The 25,540-nt window shown below is 59.4% G+C and carries 24 protein-coding genes and 2 tRNA genes; 14 read left to right on the forward strand and 12 right to left on the reverse strand.

The genetic code is table 11. The features are described 5' to 3' along the window. Nucleotides 1-15: 15 nt before the first annotated feature. From MHM86_RS04030 to MHM86_RS04040, 3 genes are all read left to right on the forward strand, one after another. Nucleotides 16-89 (forward strand) — tRNA-Gly (locus MHM86_RS04030). 101 nt (nucleotides 90-190) lie between these two features. Further along, nucleotides 191-1,255 (forward strand): AbrB family transcriptional regulator, encoded by a 1,065-nt coding sequence (locus MHM86_RS04035; RefSeq protein WP_239196109.1) that lies wholly within the window; start codon nucleotides 191-193, stop codon nucleotides 1,253-1,255. A 155-nt stretch (nucleotides 1,256-1,410) separates the two neighbouring features. After that, the gene (locus MHM86_RS04040; protein WP_239196111.1) at nucleotides 1,411-2,169 is read left to right on the forward strand and encodes an SDR family NAD(P)-dependent oxidoreductase; all 759 of its coding nucleotides are present in this window, start codon (nucleotides 1,411-1,413) and stop codon (nucleotides 2,167-2,169) included. A gap of 84 nt (nucleotides 2,170-2,253) precedes the next feature. Here MHM86_RS04040 and MHM86_RS04045 read toward each other — a convergent pair whose 3' ends face one another. Next, nucleotides 2,254-3,849, reverse strand: a complete 1,596-nt coding sequence (locus MHM86_RS04045) for a methyl-accepting chemotaxis protein (RefSeq protein ID WP_239196113.1) — start codon at nucleotides 3,847-3,849, stop codon at nucleotides 2,254-2,256. 167 nt (nucleotides 3,850-4,016) lie between these two features. Beyond that, nucleotides 4,017-5,828, reverse strand: coding sequence for an ABC-F family ATP-binding cassette domain-containing protein (locus MHM86_RS04050; protein ID WP_239196115.1), 1,812 nt, complete (start codon nucleotides 5,826-5,828; stop codon nucleotides 4,017-4,019). A 152-nt stretch (nucleotides 5,829-5,980) separates the two neighbouring features. Between MHM86_RS04050 and MHM86_RS04055 the strand changes: the two genes are divergently transcribed. Beyond that, nucleotides 5,981-6,748 (forward strand): isocitrate lyase/phosphoenolpyruvate mutase family protein, encoded by a 768-nt coding sequence (locus MHM86_RS04055; protein WP_239196117.1) that lies wholly within the window; start codon nucleotides 5,981-5,983, stop codon nucleotides 6,746-6,748. A 162-nt stretch (nucleotides 6,749-6,910) separates the two neighbouring features. On the opposite strand, the gene MHM86_RS04060 is transcribed toward MHM86_RS04055, so the two are convergent. Both MHM86_RS04060 and MHM86_RS04065 read right to left on the reverse strand, forming a co-directional pair. Further along, nucleotides 6,911-7,642 carry a GNAT family N-acetyltransferase gene (locus MHM86_RS04060; RefSeq protein WP_239196119.1) on the reverse strand — a complete coding sequence of 244 codons (732 nt, stop codon included), beginning with the start codon at nucleotides 7,640-7,642 and terminating at the stop codon, nucleotides 6,911-6,913. Nucleotides 7,643-7,773: 131 nt separating this feature from the next. Next, the gene (locus tag MHM86_RS04065) at nucleotides 7,774-8,262 is read right to left on the reverse strand and encodes an outer membrane protein assembly factor BamE (protein WP_370644022.1); all 489 of its coding nucleotides are present in this window, start codon (nucleotides 8,260-8,262) and stop codon (nucleotides 7,774-7,776) included. Between the two features lie 87 nt (nucleotides 8,263-8,349). Between MHM86_RS04065 and MHM86_RS04070 the strand changes: the two genes are divergently transcribed. The 10 genes from MHM86_RS04070 (at nucleotide 8,350) to MHM86_RS04115 (ending at nucleotide 16,483) form a co-directional block, all read left to right on the forward strand. Continuing rightward, nucleotides 8,350-8,907 carry a DUF177 domain-containing protein gene (locus tag MHM86_RS04070; protein ID WP_239196121.1) on the forward strand — a complete coding sequence of 186 codons (558 nt, stop codon included), beginning with the start codon at nucleotides 8,350-8,352 and terminating at the stop codon, nucleotides 8,905-8,907. 183 nt (nucleotides 8,908-9,090) lie between these two features. Next, the gene (rpmF, locus tag MHM86_RS04075) at nucleotides 9,091-9,297 is read left to right on the forward strand and encodes a 50S ribosomal protein L32 (RefSeq protein WP_239196123.1); all 207 of its coding nucleotides are present in this window, start codon (nucleotides 9,091-9,093) and stop codon (nucleotides 9,295-9,297) included. A 28-nt stretch (nucleotides 9,298-9,325) separates the two neighbouring features. Then, nucleotides 9,326-10,435: a phosphate acyltransferase PlsX gene (plsX, locus tag MHM86_RS04080; RefSeq protein ID WP_239196125.1), complete on the forward strand. Its 1,110-nt coding sequence runs from the start codon at nucleotides 9,326-9,328 to the stop codon at nucleotides 10,433-10,435. Continuing rightward, on the forward strand, nucleotides 10,432-11,406 hold the full coding sequence (locus MHM86_RS04085; protein ID WP_239196127.1) for a beta-ketoacyl-ACP synthase III: 975 nt from the start codon (nucleotides 10,432-10,434) through the stop codon (nucleotides 11,404-11,406). The genes plsX and MHM86_RS04085 overlap by 4 nt, the downstream gene beginning before the upstream one ends. 120 nt (nucleotides 11,407-11,526) lie before the next feature. Further along, on the forward strand, nucleotides 11,527-11,835 hold the full coding sequence (gene ihfA, locus MHM86_RS04090) for an integration host factor subunit alpha (protein WP_058317766.1): 309 nt from the start codon (nucleotides 11,527-11,529) through the stop codon (nucleotides 11,833-11,835). Between the two features lie 6 nt (nucleotides 11,836-11,841). Next, a complete protein-coding gene (locus tag MHM86_RS04095; protein ID WP_239196129.1) occupies nucleotides 11,842-12,618 on the forward strand; it encodes a MerR family transcriptional regulator in 777 nt (258 codons plus the stop codon). 180 nt (nucleotides 12,619-12,798) lie between these two features. Further along, nucleotides 12,799-12,875 (forward strand) — tRNA-Pro (locus MHM86_RS04100). Between the two features lie 396 nt (nucleotides 12,876-13,271). Then, entirely contained in the window at nucleotides 13,272-14,075 is an 804-nt protein-coding gene (locus MHM86_RS04105; protein ID WP_239196131.1) for a crotonase/enoyl-CoA hydratase family protein, read from the forward strand. A gap of 163 nt (nucleotides 14,076-14,238) precedes the next feature. Further along, on the forward strand, nucleotides 14,239-15,315 hold the full coding sequence (locus tag MHM86_RS04110; protein ID WP_239196133.1) for a 2'-deoxycytidine 5'-triphosphate deaminase: 1,077 nt from the start codon (nucleotides 14,239-14,241) through the stop codon (nucleotides 15,313-15,315). Nucleotides 15,316-15,322: 7 nt separating this feature from the next. Next, complete coding sequence (locus MHM86_RS04115) at nucleotides 15,323-16,483, forward strand: MFS transporter (RefSeq protein ID WP_239196135.1); 1,161 nt, start codon at nucleotides 15,323-15,325, stop codon at nucleotides 16,481-16,483. Here the strand turns inward: MHM86_RS04115 and MHM86_RS04120 are convergent. From MHM86_RS04120 to MHM86_RS04155, 8 genes are all read right to left on the reverse strand, one after another. Beyond that, on the reverse strand, nucleotides 16,464-16,622 hold the full coding sequence (locus MHM86_RS04120; RefSeq protein ID WP_239196137.1) for a hypothetical protein: 159 nt from the start codon (nucleotides 16,620-16,622) through the stop codon (nucleotides 16,464-16,466). The two genes, MHM86_RS04115 and MHM86_RS04120, sit on opposite strands and share 20 nt — an antisense overlap. 107 nt (nucleotides 16,623-16,729) lie before the next feature. Then, nucleotides 16,730-17,413 (reverse strand): SMC-Scp complex subunit ScpB, encoded by a 684-nt coding sequence (scpB, locus tag MHM86_RS04125; RefSeq protein ID WP_239196139.1) that lies wholly within the window; start codon nucleotides 17,411-17,413, stop codon nucleotides 16,730-16,732. Beyond that, nucleotides 17,410-18,291 carry a ScpA family protein gene (locus MHM86_RS04130; protein WP_239196141.1) on the reverse strand — a complete coding sequence of 294 codons (882 nt, stop codon included), beginning with the start codon at nucleotides 18,289-18,291 and terminating at the stop codon, nucleotides 17,410-17,412. Before MHM86_RS04130 ends, scpB begins: the two co-directional genes overlap by 4 nt. Before the next feature lie 2 nt (nucleotides 18,292-18,293). Then, nucleotides 18,294-19,289 (reverse strand): glycoside hydrolase family 3 N-terminal domain-containing protein, encoded by a 996-nt coding sequence (locus MHM86_RS04135; protein ID WP_239196143.1) that lies wholly within the window; start codon nucleotides 19,287-19,289, stop codon nucleotides 18,294-18,296. Next, the gene (locus tag MHM86_RS04140) at nucleotides 19,286-20,356 is read right to left on the reverse strand and encodes an SPOR domain-containing protein (RefSeq protein ID WP_239196145.1); all 1,071 of its coding nucleotides are present in this window, start codon (nucleotides 20,354-20,356) and stop codon (nucleotides 19,286-19,288) included. Before MHM86_RS04140 ends, MHM86_RS04135 begins: the two co-directional genes overlap by 4 nt. A 70-nt stretch (nucleotides 20,357-20,426) precedes the next feature. Beyond that, the gene (argS, locus tag MHM86_RS04145) at nucleotides 20,427-22,172 is read right to left on the reverse strand and encodes an arginine--tRNA ligase (protein WP_239196147.1); all 1,746 of its coding nucleotides are present in this window, start codon (nucleotides 22,170-22,172) and stop codon (nucleotides 20,427-20,429) included. Between the two features lie 102 nt (nucleotides 22,173-22,274). Then, nucleotides 22,275-24,086, reverse strand: coding sequence for a sodium:proton antiporter (locus MHM86_RS04150; protein WP_239196149.1), 1,812 nt, complete (start codon nucleotides 24,084-24,086; stop codon nucleotides 22,275-22,277). A 22-nt stretch (nucleotides 24,087-24,108) separates the two neighbouring features. Then, nucleotides 24,109-25,296 (reverse strand): deoxyguanosinetriphosphate triphosphohydrolase, encoded by a 1,188-nt coding sequence (locus MHM86_RS04155; protein WP_239196151.1) that lies wholly within the window; start codon nucleotides 25,294-25,296, stop codon nucleotides 24,109-24,111. Nucleotides 25,297-25,540 lie beyond the last annotated feature (244 nt).

The following is a 25,540-nucleotide window of genomic DNA, read 5'->3' on the forward strand; positions in this document are numbered from 1 at the left end:
CTCAAGGGCAGGAGCGCGGGTATGGTGAAATGGTATCATGCGAGCTTCCCAAGCTTAAGGTGCGGGTTCGATTCCCGCTACCCGCTCCAATCTCCCCTTCCTGCCCTATCTCTATCACACCGTAGACCTGCGGCTTGTCGCATACGCTGCGCTGTGACATGACATGGGTATGCGTAACGGAGGCCTCCAGATGAACAGCCGCAGCCTGATCACCACTTTGGGACTGTGCGCGGTGGCAGGGCTTGGTGGATATCTGGCCAGTTTCACGCTACTCCCCCTACCCTACATGTTGGGTGCGCTCCTGACGTCTGGGACGATTGCGCTGTTTCAGGCCCATCACCTGCCTGCAGGATATGAGTTTCCGCATCGGTTCCGGTTAATTTTTATGGCTCTTGTCGGGGTGATGATCGGCGCGCAGGTGACGCCCGCGCTGCTGGGGCAATTACCGGGGCTCACGCTGTCGATGGTGGCGCTGACGGTCTTTACCCTGATGGCGCAGGGGGGCAATTATCTGATGTTTCGCCACATCGGCGGGTATGACCGCACCACGGCTTTGTTTTCCGGTGCGCCGGGAGGATTGCTGGAATCGCTTGCCATGGGCGAAGAGCGTGGCGCCGATCTGCAACTGCTGACCATGCAGCAATTTTTGCGCATCATTCTGGTGATCACCCTGCTGCCGCTAGGCCTGTCGCTATGGTACGGCACGCCGGTGGGCAGTGCCGCAGGCGCCGGTGCTGCGCCACCGGATATTGCGTGGGCGACAATCGTTCTGGCTGTCATTGTCGGCCTCACCGGCACTATGATGGGGCGGTTTCTACATCTGCCTGCGGGACAGTTGACCGGGCCGCTTCTGGCTGCAGCGCTGATTTCTGTCAGCGGGTTGGCGCAGCTGGCGCTGCCTGATTGGATGATCCACATGGCGCAGGTGGTGATTGGTGCCTCTCTGGGGTTGCGGTTTCAGGGATTGCGCGGCCGTGCAATGCTGCGTGCGCTATGGTTGTCAGGACTATCTGTCGCGTGGATGCTGGGCCTTGGCCTGACGCTGGCTCTACTGGTCAGCGCTGGGACGGGGCTGCGCTTTGACATTCTGCTACTCTCCTATGCACCCGGCGGGGTGACGGAAATGGCGCTGGTTGCCCTCAGCCTCAACGCCAACCCAGCGCTGGTCACCCTGCATCATGTGTACCGGATCTTTGCCACCGTTCTGGCGATGGGTGCATTTGCCCGCTGGGTTCTGGGATCGCAGACCCGCTAATCCCCATCCTAAATCTTCACGGGGCAGCCTGACTTTGGCAGCCCTCTTTTGACAGCCTTCCTTTGACAGGCGCGACAGAACTCGTTACCCATTTACTGAACAAACGTTCAATTCATCGTAATCAGAACATCACAGTGGAAAGGAAGACACGAGGGATGGAGATGAAAGACACCTGCGCAGTGATCACCGGTGGCGCCTCTGGTCTGGGAGAGGCCACGGCCCGCGTATTCGCCGATGCTGGCGCCAAGGTCACGCTGCTGGACCGCGACACCACCCGCGGGCCTGAGGTCGCAGCAGAACTGGGCGGCACCTTTGTGGAAACCGACGTGACCGACGAGGCCTCCGTCCAAAACGCTTTCACCACCGCGCGGGAAACGATGGGCTGCGTCAATGCAGCCGTCAATTGCGCCGGTATCGTGATCGCGGAAACCGTATTGAAAAAGGACGGCGGTATTCATAGCCTCGACAGCTACCGCAAGGTGATCGACGTCAATCTGGCGGGAACCTTCAACGTGGCCCGTCTGGCGGCAGACGCGATGAAGGACAACGCCCCTGCCCCCGACGGCAACCGTGGGGTGATCATCAACACTGCTTCTATCGCCGCCTTTGATGGGCAACGCGGTCAGGCGGCCTATGCCAGTTCCAAGGGCGGCGTTGTCGGGCTGACCCTGCCGATGGCACGGGATCTGGCGCGAGCGGGCATTCGGGTGATGGCGATTGCACCCGGTGTTTTCATGACCCCAATGCTCGCCGAACTGCCGCAAGACGCGCTGGATACCTTGGCCAAGGATGTGACCAACCCCAAACGTCTGGGCGACCCGCGTGAATATGGGCAACTGGCAAAGTTCATCGTCGAATGCGGCTACCTGAACGGCGAAACCATCCGTATCGACGGCGCCTTGCGGATGATGTAACTGCGCACGATAAGCCTTTGCAAATAAAATAAAACGGCGAGGTTTCCCTCGCCGTTTTTCGTGTCTATCACCGCGCCGTCAGCCTCACGCCGCGCGGCGCTGTTGTGTCGGTTCTGTGGTCGCTTTTTCCTGATGAACCGGCAGTGTCTCCACCTCTGCCACAGTCACGTCTGTTTCAGGCACATCTGTTTCAGGCACGCCTGCTTCCAGCAGATCGAAGAAGGCCACAACCTCGCGCAGGGTTTGGGCCTGCGTCGCCAGTTGCTGCGCCGTAGCAGAGATGTCGCCGGACGACGCATCGGTCTGCTGCGCCAGTTCATCCAGACTGACCACCGCATCACGCAGTTGATCCATGCGGCCTGCAACCTCATTATTGGCAGTCGCAATTTCACCAACCAAAGCGGCGGTTTTGTGAATGCTGGGCGACAGATCTGCCAGATGATCCTTCGCATCTGCGGCAGCTGACACGGTGGCATCCGACAGGGCGTGGATTTCCGCCGCGGCCTGACCGCTGCGTTCGGCCAGTTTACGCACCTCTTGCGCCACCACGCCAAAGCCCGCGCCCATGTCGCCCGCACGCGCTGCCTCAACAGCAGCGTTCAGCGCCAGAAGGTCGGATTGTTTGGCCAGCTCCTGCACGATCTGGATCTGATCAACCATCTCTGCCATCCGATCCAGCGCCTGCGTCACTGCCGCCTCACTGGTCTGCAACTGCTGCAGGGCATCCTGCGCGCGTTCATTGGTTTCAGAGGAATGACTGGCAGTGCGGGCCACAGTCTGCCCCACCTCTTCGATCGCGCCTGACAGATCCTCTGTCGCACGAACCTGCTGACTGGCGTTGGTGCGCATCTGTCGCGAGACCTGCGCCATGCTGCCGGCGCCATCTGACACCTCGACCGCGCCGTCAGACACCCGGTTCACCACGCCGTGCAACTGCGACGACATGCGATCCAGGTTGCCCAACAGATCCCCGATCTCATGCGTCGCACGCTGATAGCTGGCCGCGTCCAGCCGTCCTTCCGCCACAGCAAGACTAAGCGCGGAAGCCTGCGCGAAACCACGCACCAACAGCCGCGTGATCCAGACCGCCGCTCCAATCCCGATCACCAGCGCCAAGATTGTCAGCGCCGTCAGCCGCCAGAATGTCACCTCGAAGATCTGATCAGCGGCAGCAATAGAGGCACGCATTTCCTGTTCCAGCAATGCCTCTGCTTCATGCAGATGGTTCGACATCCGCAACAACGTCGAACCGGCACCCGAAACCAGACCACTGTCCAGCTGGTCCTGCAATTTACGGTAAGCGACAACCAAATCCGCAACCTGTGCGACCTCTGAATGACTGCCAGCCAGGGCGGCAGACTGTTCCAACACAAAGTCCAGCTCTTGCCATGCCAGATCACGCGACATCATCGTCTGATCAATCAGCCCGCTCAACCGCGCCTTTTCACCGCGATCCTCGCGCGACAAAAGTGCTTTGGCCCGCCGCTGGCTGATCAGTTCCATCTGCAGGCTGTTCAAACGCTCCAGTTGCAGCACGCTTTCAAACTCGACTGACTGGATCTGCTCACTGCGTTGTTTCACGCCATAAAGCTCATAAAGGGCGATGCCGCCCCCCGTCACCATGAAGCACAGCAACATGGCAAAGATAATAATCATACGCAGGCGTATTGTAAGTCTCATTGGGGTCTCTCATTACAGGGGAGCAGGACGGCTGTGAGGCCACTGCGATCCCATTTCACTGTAATAAGAAACGACCCGGATCAGGTCAGTTATACTGTCCAAAAGAACAGGGTAGAGACCTCTTTTGGTGCGCTCTGCCATTTTCCCCGCACGATGCGGACAACCGTTTAACCGGCAGCTTTCTCTTCCAGTTCCATCCACTCTTCTTCGGCGGCGGCCAGTGCCGCTTGGCGTTCGACCAATGCGTCTGTGGCTTTCTGGAACTTGACCGGCTCTTTGGTAAAGAGGTCAGGATCCATCAGGAACTCTTCCAGCTTGGCAATCTCGGCTTCCAGCCGTTCAATCACGGCTGGAAGCTCGTCCAGACGATGCTTTTCGGTGAAGGAGAGGCCGGATGGTTTTTCCGTCTCTTTTGGGGACTTTGCGTCTTTCTTCGGCTTCGCAGTGGCTTTCTCTGCTTTGGCGACCACCGTCCCCTTCTGGGTCTGATAATCAGTCCAGCCGCCCGCATAGACTGTGGCGCGACCGTTGCCCTCCATCGCGATGGTGGTGGTTGCCACACGATCCAGGAAGTCACGGTCGTGACTGACCAGCATCACCGTGCCGTCGAAATCATCCAGCAACTCCTGCAGCAGATCCAGCGTTTCAATATCCAGATCGTTGGTCGGTTCATCAAGAACAAGCAGGTTGCTTTCCCGCGCCATCAGTTTCGCAAGCAGCAACCGCGCCTTTTCCCCGCCCGAAAGCGAACGTACAGGGGCCCGCGCCTGACGTTCATCAAACAGGAATTCCTTCAAATAGCCGACCACATGTTTCGGCTGACCCCGTACCATGACCTGATCCGCCTTGCCGGACACGCGCATGTCTGGATCGCCGGTCAGGCTATCCCAGAGGCTCATGTCAGGATCCAGTTGCGCACGGCTTTGGTCAAAGATGGCGGGGACCAGATTAGTGCCCTGCACCACTGTGCCCTCGTCAGGCTGCTCCTGCCCCATCAGCATTTTCAGCAGCGTGGTTTTGCCCACGCCGTTCGGGCCAACGAAGGCAACACGATCACCGCGCTGAATCTTGATATCAAACCCTTTGAGGATGGATTTATCGCCGTAGGATTTGGCGATCCCCGTGGCTTCGATCACCTTACGGCCGGATTTCGGCCCGGAGGTCAGTTCAAGCGCCGCCGCGCCCTGACGTTTGATCTGGGAGGCGCGTTCATCTTTCAGCGCGTGCAGCGCCCGCAGGCGGCCTTGATTGCGTTTACGACGCGCAGAGATACCCTCGACCGCCCAACGCGCCTCTGCCTTGATTTTACGGTCCATCTTGTGACGCGCGATGTCTTCTTCTTCCCAGGTCTTGTCCCGCCAGGCTTCAAAGGCTTCAAAACCTTTTTCTTGGCGACGCACCTGACCGCGATCAATCCACAGCGTCGCGCGGGTCAGTGCGCGCAAAAACGCACGGTCGTGGCTGATCAACACATACCCCGCGCGGGTGTTGGCCAGTTCCTGTTCCAGCCACGCGATGGCTTCAATGTCTAGGTGGTTGGTCGGCTCGTCCAGCAACATCAGCTCCGGCGCTTCGGCCATCAGTTTGGCCAATGCGGCGCGACGACGTTCCCCGCCCGATGCCGTTTCCACGGGACGTGCGGGGTCGAACTTCAGCCCCTCACCGGCCATCTCAACACGGTACATTTCGGACGCATCAAGGCCGGAGGCCGCAAAATCGCCCAGCGTGGCAAAGCCCGCCATGTCCGGTTCCTGCTCCATATACCCGACAGAGATCCCCGGCGGCACCACGCGCAGACCTGTATCGGCCTCCACCAATCCGGCCATCACCTTCATCAGGGTGGATTTTCCCGACCCGTTGCGCCCAACCAGCGCCACACGGTCGCCCGGCTGCACCATCAGGGACAGATCATGAAACACAGGATCGCCACCGAAGGTCAGCGCGATGTCGTTAAGCTGCAAAAGAGGAATACGTGCCATAAGCTGCTGCTACGGCAGCAGCGGTGACAGGTCAAGCCACACAAACAGAGGATCACAGCGGTCAGCTCAAGCGTCCAACACACTTGCTTAATGCACATCCGTTTTTCACAGTGGCCCTCAGCCATACCCCGAAACCGCGAAAGGAATGTCAGATGTCCCAAATTGAAAAGGCCACCCGCTTCAAACAGCTGCACCAGAAGGGCGCGCCAGTTGTGCTTTACAACATCTGGGACGCTGGTGGGGCGCTGGCCGTTGCAGAGGCCGGCGCCAGCGCAATCGCAACCGGCAGTTGGTCAATTGCTGCTGCCCATGGCTACCCCGATGGCGAGATGATCCCGTTGGATTTGGCCCTGCAGGTGGTGGAGCGTATTTGCGCCACCGTCGATCTGCCCGTCACCGTGGATTTTGAAGGCGGATATGCCACCGCCACCGCAGCGGTTGCCGAAAACATCCGCAAAGTAATCCGCACAGGCGCGGTAGGGATCAATTTCGAGGACAGGATTGTTAACGGCAAAGGCCTGCACACAATCGACGCGCAAGTTGCCCGCATCCAAGCGATCAGAGATGTCGCAACAGAAGAAGGTGTGCCATTGTTTATCAATGCGCGCACAGATCTGTTCCTCAACGCAAAACCCGATAACCATCCCGATCTGCTGGCAGAGGCATTAGAACGCGAAACGGCCTATGCTGCGGCGGGCGCGGATGGCTTTTTTGTGCCTGGCTTGACGGATGAAGGTTTGATCACGCAAATCACCCAAACCGCCAGACTGCCGGTCAATGTGATGATGCGCGGCGCGTTGAAAACAGTTGCAGAGGCCGCCAAAACAGGCGCTGCCCGCGCCAGCTACGGCCCCGCCCCCTATGTGCGGTTCCTCAGTGATCTGAAAACCGCATATGCCGAGGCGATAAATCCCACCTAAATCCGCAGGCCACGGTTGCCAGCCCAACCACTGTCATCACCATTTTCACCGTCCAGAAAATATCCGGGGGTTAATTTGGTCATCTCCTCTTATGACCACCGAGGGGAAGCGCGGCCTAAAGGCTTTTTGCTCCGGGACAGCCAGGGGCCTGATCTGCCCGCCCTAGCCCGCCACCGCGCGCAGCAATTTCTTGCGGGCGGGGGGGATGGCCGCAATCTCGACACCAGTGAACACATGCAATGTGTTCATTTGCCGATCTACCACGGCATGGTCACTGACCCAGCCGCCCATCATCAGATAGGTCCGCAACAGGGGCGGCATGTGACGCATCGCCAGTTTTGTATCCGGTTTGCGGCGCAGCCTCTCGGCAAAGCGGAACACCTGCGGCGCCTTCACCCGCGGCAGCCAGCGCTTTGGCGCCAGATGGCGATCACGCAGCATTGCAAAAGCGTCCAGATACGCGCCCTCATCCGTGCCCGAGAAAGACGCACAGCCAAAAAGCATCTCCACCCCATTGTCATCGACAAAGGCAGTCATCGCCCCCCATGCCACACGCAGCACGTCAGGATCTTTCACATCGGGATGGATGCAGAACCGGCCCATTTCCACCATCGGTCCACTGAACCCCTGCAGCGCGGACAGTTCATAATACTGTGCAGAATAGCTGTCTGAAATCGCCGCCCCGTTGGCCAGCGGCAGCAAACGGAAACAGCAGACCAACTGGCCGGTGCGCGCCTCTTCGACCAACACATGCTGGCAGGCAGCGTCATAACGGTCGCAGTCCAGACCAGATATGCCGTGAAAACTCAGATGGCGCAGCGCCTGTGCGGCCTCAACATCCGCCTCCGTCTTCGCCAGACGCGTCACATAGCGCCCTTTCCTCAGTGACAGCATACCCGCCCCCAACCATTCAACATCTTCAAAGTAGGTGCGTTGAGGCTAACACACAAGACATGTCACTGCGGTGACACTAAGGTGACCGCAGGACGAAAGCGCCCCAAATCGAGGCGATTGCACAGACCTGATTACAGAATGTCGCCTGCGCTGACTTGGCCGATGTTGCCCAAGAGCTGGCGGATGAAGCCCTGATCAACGATGCCGCCATCCGTCGAACGGCGCGACAGCGGCACGACCTGACCATCTTCCAGACCGAAGCGTTCAATGTTGCTGACCACGCCCTGACCGTCAAAGCTGATTGCCACAACTTCGCGGCCGACCACTTCTGGTTCGCGGTAGGCGAAATGTCTGACGCGGCTTTGGACGTAGTAATAGGCGCTGTTATTGATCACGCCGCCGGTGGTCGGCGGGCCAACATTTTCCGACACGCTATCACGGGTATCCACACCAACGAGGATACCGGCCAGCTCATCCGCAGGCGGAACAAAGCCATGATTGCGATAACTGGCGGAACATCCGGCGACGCTCAACGCTGCCACGACGACCATGACACGGCCAAACGTCTTTGCCCGCCCGTTTACAGAACCGTTTCTCGAACCGATTACTTTGTTCGACATGTCCACCCTCTTGCACTGGCTTCTTTCGCCTTTTATCTCGCTTACAGAAGGAATGACTTCGGTTCAAGCAAAGGAACCATCACAAAGATGAGCAATCTGCCCACTCAGCCGCTGCGCGTGGCCGACCTATCCACCAGTAAACCAACACGGTTTGAACTGATCCCCGACCAGCCTGCCCTGCAGGCCATTGCCGCAGAACTGGGTCTGCAAGGGCTGCGCAAGCTGCGTTTCAAGGGCGAAGTGCGCGCCAGCGGCAAACGTGACTGGGTGCTGGAGGCACAGCTGGGGGCCACTGTGACCCAAGCTTGTGTTGTGACACTGGATCCAGTCACCACCCGTCTCGAAGAAAAAAGCGAACGGCGCTTTGTTGCCGACATGCCAGAATATGACGACAACGCCGGCGGTGACGATGGCGTTGAAATGCACGAAGATGACAGCCTCGAACCGCTGGGCAGCCACATTGACCCCACCGCAGTGATGATCGAAGCGCTGTCGCTGGCCCTGCCGCTCTACCCGCGTGCGGATGGCGCTGCAATGGGCGAGGCAAACTTCACCGAGCCGGGCAAAGACGCGATGACCGATGAGGCCACCAAACCCTTCGCGGGTCTGGCCGCCTTGCGCGATCAGCTAAGCGGCAAGAACTGAGACGCGATACAAAAGGCGCCGGAATCTGGCTTTCGGCGCGAATACCCCTTGCGCTGGCCAGAATTCGCAGTATTTTCCGGCGCTCATCGAATTTAGGGTTGGACATGTCGGCCAGATAAGCCTATGTGCCACCAACCTACCCGAAACCGGGCCTTCTGCGCCCCATGAAATTGAGGTTGTGACATGGCTGTCCAACAGAACAAAGTATCCAAGTCGCGCCGCAACAACCGCCGCGCACACGACGCACTGGTCGCTGCTAACCCGAACGAGTGCTCGAACTGCGGTGAGCTGAAGCGCCCCCACCACGTATGTGCCTCCTGCGGCCACTACGCCGATCGTGAAGTTGTCGCAATGGCCGACGACATCGATCTGGACGAAGACGCAGCATAAGACCAAATAACGGGGACGTGTGTCCGCTATGACCGCTTCGCAGGAAAATTCCACAGCAGCGGCTGCGGACTCCACCGTTATTTCGGTAGACGCCATGGGTGGCGACCGAGGACCGGCGACAGTTGTCGCCGGTATTTCGTTGTCAGCCAAGAAAAACCCTGACATCCGCTTTATTCTGCACGGCCCAAAGGCCGAGCTGGACCGTTTGCTCGCCCGCAAAAAAGCGCTGGCAGGCCGGGTTGAGGTGCGCGATGCCACGGATGTGGTGTCGATGGAAGACAAGCCATCGCAAGTGATGCGGCATGGCAAGCAAACCTCTATGTGGTCTGCACTCGATTCGGTGCGATCCAAAGAGGCCGACGTCTGCGTTTCCTGCGGCAACACCGGTGCACTGATGGCGCTGTCGATGATCCGCCTGCGCAAACTGCCCGGCGTCAACCGTCCCGCCATTGCCATCCTGTGGCCCTCGTCAAACCCCCAGGGGTTCAACGTGATGCTGGATGTGGGCGCCGATATCCGCGCCGACGAACGCGATCTGCTGCAATATGCAATGATGGGCGCCTCTTATGCGCGCAACGGTCTGGACCTGAAAAAGCCGCGTATCGGCCTTTTGAACGTCGGCACCGAAGAACACAAAGGTCGCGCCGAACTGAAGCTGGCGCATGATCTCATTGCCACGCAGGCACCGCTGGCGGGCTACGAATTCGTCGGCTTCGTCGAAGGGGGCGATATTCCCGGTAACGTCTGTGACGTGATCGTCACCGACGGGTTCACCGGCAACATCGCACTGAAAACAGGTGAGGGCACTGCCAGCCTGATCGGCAACCAGCTGAAAGCGGCCTTCCGCTATTCGCCGCTGTCACGGCTGGCATCTGTGCTGGCCTATACATCGCTGCAGCGTCTGAAGAAAAAGATCGACCCGCGCCGTGTGAACGGTGGCGTTTTCCTTGGCCTCAACGGCACCGTGGTGAAATCCCATGGCTCTGCTGATGCGATGGGGGTTGCCGCTGCGGTGAAGCTGGCGTTCCAGCTATCGCAATCGGGCTTCTCTCAGAAACTCGCAGCGCGGGTTGCATCTGCCACCGAGCAGGTTCAAAATGCTCTGGAAGAAAGCAACCAGAGCGGTGAGACAGAATGACAATCAGGGCGGTTGTAAAAGGCGTTGGGCACTATTTGCCAGAACGCATTGTTCCCAATAGCGAATTTGAGGCCACTCTGGACACCACAGACGAATGGATTCGCAGCCGTTCGGGCATCGAACAGCGCCACTTTGCGTCTGAGGATGAGTTCACCTCGGATCTGGCGGTAAAAGCCGCTGAAGCCGCGCTGAAAAACGCAGGCCTGCAGGCAGATGACATCGACGCGATCGTACTGGCCACCTCTACGCCTGACCTGACCTTCCCCTCTGTCGCCACAATGGTACAGCAGAAATTGGGCATGACGCGCGGCTTTGGCTTTGACGTGCAGGCGGTTTGTGCCGGGTTTGTCTATGCGCTGACCACCGCCAATGCGCTGGTGATGTCTGGACAGGCCAAACGCGCGATGGTCATTGGCGCGGAAACCTTCAGCCGGATCATGGACTGGGAAGACCGCTCGACATGCGTGTTATTCGGCGACGGCGCTGGCGCACTGGTGCTGGAGGCTGAAGAAGGCACCGGAACAGGCGAAGATCGCGGTATCCTTTCCGCTGACCTCAACTCTGACGGTCGTTACAAGGATATGCTGTTTGTTGACGGCGGGGTTTCGACCACTGGAACCTCAGGCAAGCTGCGCATGCAGGGCAACGCGCTGTTCCGTCAGGCGGTAGAGCGTCTGACCTCCACCGCGCGTACGGCAATTGAACAGGCTGGCCTGCAGGAAAGCGACGTCGACTGGATCGTACCACATCAGGCCAACATCCGCATCATTCAGGGCACCGCCAAGAAGATGGGCCTGTCGATGGACAATGTCATCGTCACCCTGAACAATCACGGCAACACCTCTGCGGCCTCTATTCCGCTGGCCCTTTCGGTTGGCGCTGCGGATGGTCGGATCAAAAAGGGTGACCTTCTGGTGACAGAGGCGATCGGCGGTGGATTGGCCTGGGGATCGGTGGTTTTGCGCTGGTAACCGCCTTCGCAGAACACCAAATGCGTGCACCCCCTGCCCCAGCGCCTTGAAAATAAAGCCAATGATATTGACAGAGTTCACCCCTTCCCGCATGCTGCCCCAAACGAGGGAGGCCCCGAAATGAGTGAGAAGACCCTGACCCGCATGGACCTGAGCGAAGCGATCTTTCGCGAGGTGGGCCTGTCGCGCAATGACTCGGCTCAGCTGGTGGAAAGCGTGCTGAACCACATGTCCGACGCATTGGTAGATGGTCAACAGGTTAAGATCTCTTCCTTCGGGACGTTTTCTGTTCGTGACAAGGCCGCCCGCGTTGGTCGCAACCCCAAAACCGGCGAAGAGGTTCCAATCAACCCGCGCCGCGTGCTGACTTTCCGCCCATCTCATCTGATGAAAGAACGGGTAGCAGCAGGGAACGCCAAGAAAGGATAAGCGGCCATGGCGAAATCGCCTGACGCTTTTAGAACCATCAGCGAAGTCGCCGAGTGGCTGGACCGTCCGGCCCACGTTCTGAGGTTCTGGGAAAGTAAATTCACCCAAGTGAAACCCGTAAAACGCGCCGGCGGGCGCCGGTATTACCGGCGTCAGGATATGCTGTTGCTGGGGGGTATCAAGAAGCTGCTACACGATGATGGGATGACCATCAAAGGCGTGCAGAAGCTGCTGCGTGAGAATGGCGTGAAACATGTCACCGCCATGTCGCAACCCCTGTCTGGTGAGGATGACGCGGTGTCGGCTGAGACCGACGCGCCCATGACTGATGTTGCAGAAAATCAATCGGTTGAGGACAACCTCGTTCCCTTCCCCACTCCTGCAGCGGAAGTTGACCCAACCACCGAAGCAGAGGCCGGAGCCGCGAAGAAAAAACCACCCTTCGAGCGAGAGCCGGAACAGGCACTGCTGTTTGAGGTTGCCGATTCCATCGCACCTGAACTGGACGATATCTATCTGGCTGATCCAAACGCCCCTGTGGTTGAAGACCCGGAAGAGATTGAAGTGCCGCTGCCCTTTGGCGATGCGGACACTGTCGATCACCCGACGATCAGCGCCGCAGGGTCCCCGAACGCTGTCCTTGGTGATCTTGACCCCAAACCCGGCCTGCTGTCAGACATCCTGCACCCCTCGGCATCAGTGGACGCCCACGATACCGTAGCGCTGCACGAGATACGCAGCCGTCTGCTGGATCACGCCAACAGTTTGAAAGCAGCTGTTTAATTCCATCTAAACAGTGTCCGTCATGTGGCCTGACCTCTGCGTCGGGCCTATAGCTTTGGTCGCGCCCGCATCCCGTTTAGTCACGGTTTTAACGCGCTCCAAAAAGCGATGAAAAAATCTGTAAGAAATGACAAATGCCTCTTGCCCCTGCCTCAGAATACAGTATGAAAGCCAAACCGTCGGGCTATAGCGCAGCCTGGTAGCGCGTCCGTCTGGGGGACGGAAGGTCGCAGGTTCGAGTCCTGCTAGCCCGACCATTTTCTCCCACACTGGTGACAGTGATGCATCCGCATCCCGTCCTACGTGTCATTCCGATGGCCTGAAAATGATCTGCCCACCGCATTGCGGTTGGGCTGCTGATCCGTTTCATTCCCTACGCAACCTGGCCCCTACGCAACCCGGCATTTCGCACCGCATACCTGCGCCTCTGACATATGCGCATTGCGTTATTGCAAAGCACGAAACACCATCTCTGCCCCGCTGCAAGATATAGCGCGCTGCCAACCCCTCAATATCACCGGCTTTTCCCAGTGTGACGCGGCGTCAAAACCGGAAAGCCACGGACGCAATATCCTTTTGCTTTGCAGCCCGCTTGACAGACACCGTTCCGCATCTGATCACCTAGATAAAAGAGTATTGTAGGAGGAGCCACGATGAAAAAGTCACTGGACGATTTCGCGCTGGAAAACATCACCGTCAGCATGGACGAGGACGGCATCACCACCGTCACGTTGAACCGCCCAACGAAGCGCAACGCGCTCAATGCTGACACTATCGAAGAGCTGATCGAGGTCTTTTCCAACCTGCCCCGTATGGGCGCGCGCGCCATTGTGCTGCGCGCCGAGGGCGATCATTTCTGCGCTGGTTTGGATCTGGTAGAACACCATGTCGAGGATCGCCGCCCAGAAGATTTCATGCACGTCTGCCTGCGCTGGCATGAGGCGTTTAACAAAATGGAATACGGCGGCGTGCCGATCATTGCTGCGCTCAAAGGCGCGGTTGTGGGCGGTGGTCTGGAACTGGCGTCATCTGCCCATATCCGAGTCGCAGATCAATCGACGTACTTCGCCTTGCCCGAGGGTCAGCGCGGCCTGTTCACCGGCGGTGGCGCCACGATCCGTGTTGCCGACCTGGTCGGCAAAGCGCGGATGATCGATATGATGCTGACGGGCCGCATCTACGCCAAGGAAGAGGCGGTATCGGTTGGCCTGACCCAGTATCTGGTCGACGATAGCGAGGCCAAAGCCTATGAAATCGCCCGCGCGGCGGCAGAAAATCCGCCGCTGTCGAACTTCGCCATCTGTTCAGCGATCAGCCACATGCAAAACATGTCCGCGCTGGATGCCGCATATGCCGAAGCCGTGGTGGCCGGTGTGGTGAACACACAGCCCGCATCGCGCGAACGATTGGCCGCCTTTGCCAACAAAACCGCCGCACGGGTACGCCCGACGGAGTGAACCGGTTTTCGCACGGTGATATAGCGCGTGGTCTTTGCAGGCCGCGCGCTTTTTCGTGCCTCCGGCTGGAGTATTGTAGGGATCATTGAAGGGAACGCGTTATCACGCTTTCGCGGAGGCCGCGCCTTTGATATGACAGGAAAAACCCGATCAGGAGGCAAATATGACCGGTGTACTGCCCTCACAAGCGCTGGAACAGATGATTGAAACTGGCGCCCTTTCGGCAGAGCCTGCGATCATCTCTGAACAAATCCAGCCCGCCAGCCTTGATCTGCGCCTTGGCAACCGTGCATGGCGGGTCCGCGCTTCGTTTCTGGCCGGCAATGGGCGATCTGTCATGGAGCGTCTGGACGAGTTCGAGATGCACCAGATCGACCTGTCTGAGGGGGCCGTACTGGAAAAGGGCTGTGTCTACGTTGTCCCCTTGATGGAGAGTCTTGACCTGCCCGCGCACATTCAGGCGGTGGCAAACGCCAAATCCTCCACCGGGCGGTTGGATCTGCTGACCCGTACTATCACTGATGGCGGGGAGGAATTTGATCGGATCCAGCCGGGCTACACTGGCCCGCTCTATGCAGAGATTTGTCCGCGCAGTTTTTCGGTTCTGGTGCGCCCCGGTATGCGGCTGAACCAGATCCGATTCCGTGATGGGCAGGCGGTATTGAGTGACGCGGAGTTGACCACGCTCCATGCCCAAAGCCCGCTGGTTGATGGTGAGGCCGTCATTGATGACGGTCTGGGCTTCTCCGTCGATCTGCGCCCCAGTGAGGGCGATTTGGTCGGCTACCGTGCCAAACCGCACACCGGCGTGATCGATCTGGACCGGATCGGTGCCTATGATCCGGCGGACTATTGGGAAGAGGTACGCAGTCACAACGGCCAGATTATTCTGGACCCCGGTGCGTTCTATATCCTCGTCAGCCGCGAGGCGGTGCACATCCCGCCGCAATACGCCGCTGAAATGGCACCCTACCTCGCCATGGTTGGCGAATTCCGCGTACACTACGCTGGTTTCTTTGACCCCGGCTTCGGCCACGCCGAGGCCGGTGGCGCAGGATCGCGCGGTGTGTTGGAAGTGCGCTGCCACGAGGCGCCTTTCGTGCTGGAACACGGGCAGGTCGTGGGCCGTCTGGTCTATGAACAAATGGCAGAGGTGCCGACCCAGCTATACGGCGCAGGGATTGCATCGAACTATCAGGGACAGGGCCTGAAACTCTCCAAACACTTCAGCGCAGGCTAAGCAGCGGATGCGTCTGCAACCGGTGCCGCTGTTGACGCTGGCGATTGGCATTATTGGTGCCAATTCCATGGTGCTGCCGCCGATTGCTGCCGCTGTGGCCAATGATCTGAATGCGCGCCCGGAACAGATTATCATCGCAATGAGCGCCTATGGCGCGGCCACGGCCCTCTCCGCCCTTTTCCTGGCCCCGCGTGCCGATGTGATCGGCGCCGATCGCAGCCTGCGCCGCGCCTGCGCCTTGCTGACATTGGCGCTGGTGCTGACGGCCTTGGCGCCCACAGTCACACTGCTGCAGGGGGCGCATCTGCTGGCTGGTCTGGGCGCTGGCATGGGATTGCCTGCGATCTATGGACTGGCCGCAGAGGTGGCGCCGAAAGGACAGGAAAAACGCACGCTGGGCAAAGTGCTGGCAGGCTGGACATTGTCGCTGGTCGGGGGCGTCCTGTTGGCCAGTGTGGTGGCCGATCTGGTTGGCTGGCGGTGGCTCTATGCGTTATTGGCGGGGCTGACCGCACTGTTGTGGCTGCTGCTTGGGCGTACGCAGATCAACGCCGCATGCGGTGGCACGCCCACCTCACCGTTAAGCGCCATGCGGGTGGCAGGCGTTGGACGCGCGCTGTTTTCCAATGCCATGCTGATGTTGGGTTTCTTTGGACTGTATGGTTTCCTTGGCATTCATGTGGCCGAAGGCCTGGGCCGCAGCACCACAAGTGCCGGTGTGTTGACGATGTTTTACGGCAGCGGATACGGCATTGGATCTCTGCTTCTGCCGAAACTCATGCAGGGGTCGCGGGAAACCGCGCTAACCCTTGGTTTCGGCGGGCTGACCTTGGCGCATGGGATAATTGGAGGACTGAGCGGCACCTATCAGATGTTGCTGGTTGGTGCAGGCATTTGGGGAGTGTTTCAGGCAATGACACACAACGCGGTGCTGGACCGGCTGAACACGCTGGATCCGCGCCAGCGCGGTGCGATCATGGGGCTGAATTCCGCCAGCACCTATGCCTGTGTGATGCTGGGCGGGGTACTCTATGCCCTGCCCTATAACAGCTACGGTCTGATGGGTTGCGCGGCGCTGTCTGTCGCCTGCAACATGATGGGAAACGCTGAAGCGCTGTTGCCACGCCGTCAGGCAACATCCGATCAGATCAGCGGTTCAGCCGATTAGCCATGCGCGAAGCTTTGCGAACGGTACGCGCATCTTTGTTCGAACCGGTCATTTTGTTCAGACCTGCATCAACGCCTTTGTTTACCAAACGGCGCATCACCTGACGGATCACCATGTTAATCAGTTGGTTGGCATTCATTGCTCTTACTCCTGCTGCGAGGACGAACTGCCCCTGCCTTCGGCCCTAATATAGCGGCGATTGTGGCCCTTTCACGACCAAACGACGCAAAAACCGGTCATCTTAGATCAATTCTCGAACAGGTCGTCCTGATCGTCATTGTCGACGACGTCTTCTTCATCCTCTGCCGTGACACCGGGCATGGTGCCCGGGCGCGGCCGATTGTCGAGAAGCCCCGCCGCACGCAACTCTTTCAGCCCCGGCAGATCGCGGGCATTTTCCAAACCGAAGTGATCAAGAAACTCCTGCGTCACGACGAAGGTCACAGGCCGTCCCGGCGTCATCCGGCGGCGACCGAAACGGATCCACTCCAGCTCTAGCAGCTGATCCACCGTACCACGACTGACCGAGACACCACGGATTTCCTCAATCTCTGCCCGCGTCACCGGCTGGTGGTAAGCGACAATCGCCAAGGTCTCGATCGCCGCACGGCTGAGCTTGCGTGTTTCCACGGTTTCCTTCTGCATCAGAAACCCAAGGTCCGGCGCGGTGCGAATGGCCCAGGCATCGCCCACCTTTTTCAGCTCAACCCCGCGCCCTTCATAGCGGCGCTGCAGGTTGATCAACGCCTGACTGACCGTTGATCCATGTGGCAGGCGGGCCGCCAGATCCTTCACCGTCACTGGTTCGGCCGAAGCAAAGAGGATCGCCTCCACCATACGTTCCTGTTCCGCAATGGGCGGGGCCTCAAACAGACTTTCTTCTTGCGGGCGCTGGCGCAGCTCTGTCGCCTCGATTTGCTCGTCGCTCATTCAGCGTCTCCTTGCGGATCTGTTGTGTCCTCACGCACCACCGTATCAGCAACCGTGTGCGGCCCACGGCTGCGCAGTTGGATCGGCTCAAACGTACCGCCTTGGCGCAGTTCCACCTTGCCCTCTTTGGCCAGTTGCAATGTCGCCGCAAAGGTCGCGGCGGTGGCGGATCGTTTGCGCATCACGTCACCATCCCAGCCGATGGGGAAATAGCTGATCAGATCCGTCCAGCTGCCGGAAAATCCGATCAGGCCGCGCATACGTTCCAATGCCTGTTCCATTGTAAAAACGGAATCGCGATCCATGACAAAGGGGCGGAACTCATCTTTGGTACGCATACGGGCATAGGCCTGCATCAGGTCCATCAGACTGGCGGTATAGGTCACACGGCGCACCCGCGTCATGGTTTCCGGCACACCACGCACAAAGAAATCACGCCCCCTCTGATCGCGTGCCATCAATTTGGCCGCGTGATCGCGCATCGCTGCCAACCGCTCCAACTGAAACGCCAGATGAGCAGCCAGCTCTTCGCCGGACGGGCCTTCTTCGGTGGGATCAGGCGGCAACAACAGGCGCGACTTCAGGAACGCCAGCCATGCCGCCATCACCAGATAATCTGCAGCCAACTCAATCCGAAGCTCCTTGGCGCGTTCGACAAATTCCAAGTATTGCTCAGACAGCTGCAGGATAGAGATCTTCCGCAAATCGACCTTCTGCGTACGCCCAAGGGTGAGCAACAGGTCAAGCGGCCCTTCAAAGCCGTCCACATCTACGATCAACGCCTCGGCCGCCAGCCGTTCGGCGACGCTCTGCCCATTGGGCTCAGCACTCCCGTCATCGCGGGGCGGATGATCTAGATCGAATTCCTGATCGGCCATTGTTACGCCCTGTTCAGTAGCGCGTTATGTTTGGCCTTCAACTCAGCTATGTCAACGTTTTCAGGCGTGATCCGCGCAGCAATCGCCATTTCGGCGCGGGCCTGTGCGGCTTCAGACATCTGACCTGCGGCCTCTGCCACCTTCACCTTATCCGCAAGTGCCCCATTGCAGTAAAGGACCGCATCCACACCGGCAGCAATGGCACGTTCCGCCACATCGGCCCGACTGCCGGGCAATGCCTGCATTGAACAGTCATCTGTCATAATCAGCCCGTCAAAGCCGATGTCGTTGCGAATATATTCCATCGCCGCCGCCGAAAGCGTCGCTGGCTGATCATCCAGCGCGTCCATCTGCACATGCGCCGTCATACCCATTGGCACATCATTGAGCGCCCGAAACGGAGCAAAGTCTTGCTGCAGTTCCGGCAGTGACGCCCGCACGCGCGGCGTTTCAAAATGGCTGTCGCTGATGGCGCGGCCGTGCCCGGGCATATGTTTCAACACGGGCACAACCCCGCCAGCCAGCAAACCATTCACCACCGCACGGGAAACATTCGTGACCGTCTGCTCCTCCATGCCGTAGCAGCGGTTTTGTAAAAACGGGTGGGTTTCAGGGCCCGCCACATCCGCACAAGGGGCGCAGTTGCTGTCGATTCCGTAGCTGCGCAGTTCATGCGCAATGATCCGGTAACGCAGCAGCATCGCGGAGGTCGCGTGTTCACCGGCCTGCACCACTTCCTCCAGCGGCGGCAGGAATTGCGTCGCCATCGGCGGTACCAGACGCTGCACGCGCCCGCCCTCTTGATCGATGGTGATCAGTGCCTCACGCCCCACCGCCTCACGCAGATCACCGCAGAGGCGGCGCAATTGTTCGCCGTGCTCAATGTGACGCGCAAACAGAATAAAGGCGAAAGGATCCGAATCGCGAAAAAACGCCTTTTCCTCGGCGCTTAGGACAGGTCCAACGGGGTCAAGAACGGTGGCGCCGTAACGGCTCATTTATGGCTGACCGATATGCATTCGGCCCCTTCTGCCTGCAACGCGGCACAGAAGCGTCGGGCGTCGCTCATATCCTCAAAACCATGCACACGCAGGCGGTAGAAAGTGCTGCCTGCGCTCTGCGCTTTCTGGATCACACGCTGTTTGCCATCCATGAAATCACTGAAACGACGGGCCATACGATCCCATTCCTTGCGCGCGATGGCTTGACTTTCATAGGCACCAAGCTGCGCCAGACGGGTGCCAACGGCCAGGTCTTCGGCACGCAGATCAAGTGGACCCGCTGCCGCAGGTGTCAGCGAGGCGACGCGCTGCCCTTTTGCGGGACGCAGCCGCGGACGCAGGGATTTGCCCATGCCCCCCTGCACCGCCTCTGCAATTGCGGCCGCGACGGCCTGATCTACATCCAAATCTGTCGCAGGGGCGGCGTCACGCGACGCGGCATCTTCCTGAGTAAGGGAGGCTGGTTGAATAACCTCTTCACTGCTGAGGGTGCCGATTGGTTCGGCCCCTGCCATCAGTTCGTTTACCAGCGCTTCGACCGATTTCCCATTGCCATCGCCCACAGGCGTTGCTGGATCGGCGGCCAGTGTCGGCATCTGGTCGCCCGCGTCCAGATCCAAGGGTTGCGGGGCAAGGATCACCTGATCCGCCGGACCTTCGGCGGTGCCGGAAGCGGCAACAGCGTTCACAGCCAGACCTTGGTTTCTTGCCAATTCCCCACCCGGATCATCAGGCAGGGCGCGCATTGGACCTTCGGCGGCACGCACAACAGGAACGCCACTAACGTCGCGCACCACCAGTTTGTAGCCCCAGACCCCAACGCCGATCAGCAACGCGACCGAGGTGACAGCGCCCGCGATACTCACAATCGCGCTCATCGGATTGCCCTTCACCGCAGAAAACGTATCTGCGCCATCACCGGCATAGGCCGTGGTGTGATCTGGCTGCATGCCACCAGACTGAATCGCGCCAGCCTGTGCATAATAGCCTTGGGATTGATATCCGCCCTGATATCCGTCAGAGCCGGGCGCGCCATAGCGCCCGTTGTCCTGCATCTCAGCCATTTTCGCCTCTTTCCGCGCCGACGGGTCGCCCCGTCGGTGTCTACTCACGGTCCGGCGTTTAATGGCCGCTTTAGCGCAGCTCTTCCGCCGGTTTCACGCCCAGAATACCAAGACCTGCAGAAATAACAACGGCCACGGCACGCGCCAGGGCGATTTTCGCCTGTGATGTGGCTGCATCCCCCTCTTGCAGGAAGCGCAGCGATATGTCGTCGTTGCCACGGTTCCAGAGCGAGTGGAAATCACTTGCCAGTTCGTAGAGATAGAAGGCCACGCGGTGCGGTTCATTGTTGCGACCCGCGATCTCAACCAGACGCGGCCATTCGGCCAGCTTCTTGGCCACTGCCATCTCTGCCTCATGACCCAGCGCAGTGAGGTCCGCGGCCGCCAACGTGGCGTCATCATGGGCAATACCCGCCTCTGCCGCCTTGCGCACGACAGAACACACACGCGCATGGGCATATTGCACGTAGAAGACAGGGTTGTCCTTGGACTGTTCCAGCACTTTGTCAAAGTCGAAGTCCAGAGGCGCGTCATTCTTGCGAGTCAGCATATGGAAGCGGGTCACATCAGCGCCCACCTGTTCCACCACATCGCGCAGGGTCACAAAGGTGCCCGCCCGTTTCGACATTTTGAACGGCTCGCCGTTTTTGAACAGCTTGACCAACTGGATCAACTTGATGTCCAGCGGCACCTTATTTTCGCTGAGCGCCGCCACGGCAGCCTTCATCCGTTTGACATAGCCACCGTGATCGGCGCCGAACACGTCAATCAGCATGTCAAAGCCACGCTCTACCTTGGTGAAGTGATAGGCGATATCGGGCGCGAAATAGGTCCATGCGCCATCGGATTTCTTCACCGGACGATCCACGTCATCGCCGTATTCAGTCGATTTGAACAGGGTCTGCTCGCGCTCTTCCCAATCCTCGGGCAATTTGCCTTTCGGCGGTTCCAGCACGCCTTCGTAGATCAGGCCGAGGGTTTCCAGACGCTCCAGCGCCGCCTCAATCTGGCCGGTGCCATAGAGGGATTTTTCCGAATAAAAATTGTCCATGACAACGCCCAGCGCCGCCAGATCGCCACGGATCATTTCCATCATCGCCTCAGTTGCGAATTCACGGATATCCAGCAGCCATTCAGTTTCAGGCTTATCCAGCAGGCTGTCGCCATACTTTTCCTTCAGCGCCTCACCGACGGGGATCAGATAGTCACCGGGGTACAGACCTTCGGCAATCTCCGGTTCTTGGCCATTGGCTTCGCGGTAACGCTCATAGGCGGAACGAGCCAGCACATCGACCTGCGCGCCGCCGTCGTTGATGTAGTATTCACGGGTCACATCATAACCGACGTAATCCAGCAGAGAGGCCAGCGCATCGCCGAACACCGCACCACGGGTATGACCGACGTGCATCGGGCCAGTGGGGTTGGCGGAGACGTATTCCACGTTCACCTTCTTGCCCGCCCCAAGGGTGGACCGGCCATAGGCGGTCCCCTCGTTCAGTGCAGCCTTGACGATCCCCTGCCACAGGACCGCATCCAAACGCATGTTGAGGAAGCCGGGGCCTGCCACCTCTGCCGAGGTGATGCGCGCATCATCGGCCAGCTTAGCAGCCAGCTTGTCGGCAATGTCGCGCGGTTTCATCTTGGCCGGTTTGGCCAGTACCATCGCGGCGTTGGTCGCCATGTCGCCATGCAGCGCATCACGGGGCGGCTCTACCGCCACATTATCAAATGTCAGCCCCTCGGGCAGGTCACCAGCAGCAACCATCTGCTCCAGCAGTTCCAGCACCAGCCCACGCACTTCGGCAAAAAGGTTCATCGCAGCATATCCTTTGTCTCTTGATCGCGGGTTTATCACGCCGCCCATAAAGGTCAACGTGTGGCACGGGGTTTTCGGAATAGAGAGGCGTCGCCGAAGACCTTAACTGACCGACGTTTCCGGCGGCTCCATCCAGATCAGCTGCCAGTCGGCGCGGGCAGTAATGTCTTGATCCGCTGCCGCCACATGCGGCGTGCCTTTGAGATCCAGCGCCAGCAACACTTGCGCATCCTGTGCCTCTGCCTGCCAATCGGCAAGAGTGAACGCCTCGCTTAGGCGGGTCAGACGCAGGCGATGACCACGCCGCATCGCCCGCTCCAGTTCCGCATGGCTCTGCCCCGCGGCAAAGCTACGCCCGCCGAGTGTGCTGGGCAAATCATGGCGCGCCTGCCCTTCTCTGTCGCGCACCAACTGAAAGACGTTGCTACGGCCAAACTCTGGCGCCAAATCAGTGGTGACCAATGTGTTGTAGGCGTCATTGTCTGTGAGTGCATAGATCTGGTCGAACTGCTGCATCTCCAACGCCTCTTCCGCGCCTTGGGACAGGATGTCCCCATAGTAGGTGCTCACCCCTGCCTGCCGCGCCCCGCGCAACCGACTGCGGTTTGGATCGGCGATCAGCACCGGCACCTCTGCCTTACCCAGTGTTTCAGCCAAAGCCTGCGAAAACAGCGATCCACCGACCAACAACACGCCCGGACGACGCCCGCCCGAAAGGCCAAGTCGCCCCGCCACAGGACCAAGGGTGAAACCATGTAGCACAACCGTCGCCACAACCAGCACAAAAGCCAAAGGCGCCACCAACGCGCCATCTGGCACGCCAAGCGCCGCCAGACGTTCACCGAACAGCCCAGCGACCGCCACCAGCACCACGCCCCGCGGGCCGGTCAGCGCCACCAGCAGCCGTTCGCGCCACGACAGATCGGTACCGATGAGCGAGATAAGGACCGTCAAAGGACGGGCCAGCAGGATAACAAGCGCCACAAACAGCCCCGCCCGCCAGTTAAGCTGCGCCAGTGTGGACAGGTCCAGCGACGCTGCCAGCAGGATAAACACGCCTGAGACCAGCAGGACGGTTGCGTGTTCCTTAAACCGTCGCAACTCCGCGTAGGAGGGCAGATCAGCATTGGCAATCACCATCCCCATAATCGTCACCGCCAACAGCCCGCTTTCATGCAGGACCGTATCGCTGGCAGCAAAAACGGCAATCAAAACAACGAAGAGGACAGGAACCTTCATGTATTCCGGCACCAGACCACGGCGGAAGGCACGGGCAATCCCCTGCCCGCCGATCCAGCCCAGCACCGTCGCCACCGCCACGCCGATCAACAACGTCTGCGTGGCATGGGCAATGGTTTCAGCAGTGTTCAGAACAACCACCACTTCAAACGCCAGTACCGCTGCCAGCGCGCCTATAGGATCGTTGACGATCGCCTCCCACTGCAACAGGGCCGCGGGGCGACGCGCCAGTTTAGCCTGCCGCAACAAAGGCGCGATGACCGTGGGGCCGGTGACGATCATAATCCCGCCGAACACCGCCGCCACCTGCCAGCCGACGCCCGCACCATAATGCAGCGCCAACGTGGAGCTGAGCCAGCCGAGCGGCGCACCTATGACCACCAGACGCTTCACACCTTGGGTCGCGTCACTAAGGTGATGCAGATTGAGCGTCATGCCGCCCTCAAACAGGATAATCGCAACCGCAACAGATACCATCGGCCCCACCAATGGCCCAATGTCACGCGCCGGATCCAGAATGCCAAAAACCGGCCCGACCAGAACGCCCGCCAGCAACATCAAGACGATGCCCGGCAGTTGCAGGCGCCACGCGAGCCACTGCGCCCCAACGCCAAGGGCGCCCACCAGTGCGATGGCGTTTATGGGGCTAAGACCGAGTGTGTCGGGGCTGGCCATGGTAGCGGTCCTTCTTGCGGGATCAATCGTGATGCTGGATCGGCGTAGCGCGGCGACCCGCGGGGATCGGCTTGCGCCCTGTCAGGTGTTCCGCTTCTTGCAGGGCGAAACGGTCGGTCATGCCAGCGATATAGTCTGACACGATACGGGCCAATTCCACGTCACTGCTGACCTCTGCCACATCCTTGCGCCATTGTTTGGGCAACAATTCAGGGCGCTGCATGAAAATCGGGAACAGATCCTTCACCGCATCGGTCACATATTGACGAATCTCCACCACCTCTGGGGCGCGGTACATCCGGTGGAAGAGGAACTGTCGGATCTGTTTCAGATCCGACCACAGCCCCGGCGAGAACTGCACCATCATCCGCCCGGCATCACGCACATCCTGTGCGGTTTGCGGACCCACCTCTGCCAGATTGGCGCGGGTGACGGCGATCACATCCTCGACCAGCACACCAAAGAACCGGCGCAGCGCCTCATGGCGACGACGATAGTAGTTCAGGCCGGGATATTTGCGATCTACCTCGCCAAAACAATCCTGCAGGATCGGCATCTGCGCCAACTCGTCGGTCGAAAACAACTCTGCCCGCAGCCCGTCGTGCAGATCGTGGTTGTTATAGGCAATATCATCAGACAGGGCGGCCACCTGCGCCTCTGTGCTGGCGTGGGTGTGCAGCTCCAGATCATGCTGCGCATTATAGCCCTCCAGCGCCCACGGCACGTCGCCCACAACAGGCCCGTTGTGCTTGGCGATCCCTTCCAGCGTTTCCCACGTCAGGTTCAGCCCGTCCCATTCGGCATAATGCCGTTCCAGATCGGTGACGATGCGAATGGCCTGCGCGTTGTGGTCAAAGCCGCCGTAAGGCTCCATCAATTCCGCCAGCGCATCCTCACCAGTATGACCAAAGGGCGTATGGCCCAGATCATGGGCCAGTGCCACAGCCTCTGCCAATTCCTGGTTCAGGCCAAGCGTGCCCGAAATCGTCCGCGCCACCTGCGCCACCTCAATCGAGTGGGTCAGGCGAGTGCGGAAATAGTCGCCTTCGTGTTCGATAAACACCTGCGTCTTATGCTTCAGCCGCCGAAAGCTGCTGGCGTGGATGATCCGGTCACGGTCGCGCTGGAAACAAGAGCGAAAGGCACTCTCTTCTTCGGGGTGCAGTCGTCCACGGCTGTCACCGGGGCGGGATGCAAAAATCGCGTTCATATCAATTGGCCTTTGCCTGTTAATGCCTCATTCATGCTCTCTTGCGGGCATGTTCTTGTGCAGGAACTCTAGCGGTTCCTTTCATAATTTGGACCAAATACAGCGTGCGGTGGTGCTTTTCCACATCCTTAACCGCTGCACTGCCCCTTATCGTTACGCAGGCGCATTCTGACGGCACCTCTCTTGTCGTTGGTCGATGGCCCACATATATTCTATCTGATACTATTTGCGAAACATATTGCAC

It is taken from the genome of Thalassobius sp. Cn5-15 (assembly GCF_022347685.1).
Classification (GTDB): Bacteria; Pseudomonadota; Alphaproteobacteria; order Rhodobacterales; family Rhodobacteraceae; genus Thalassobius.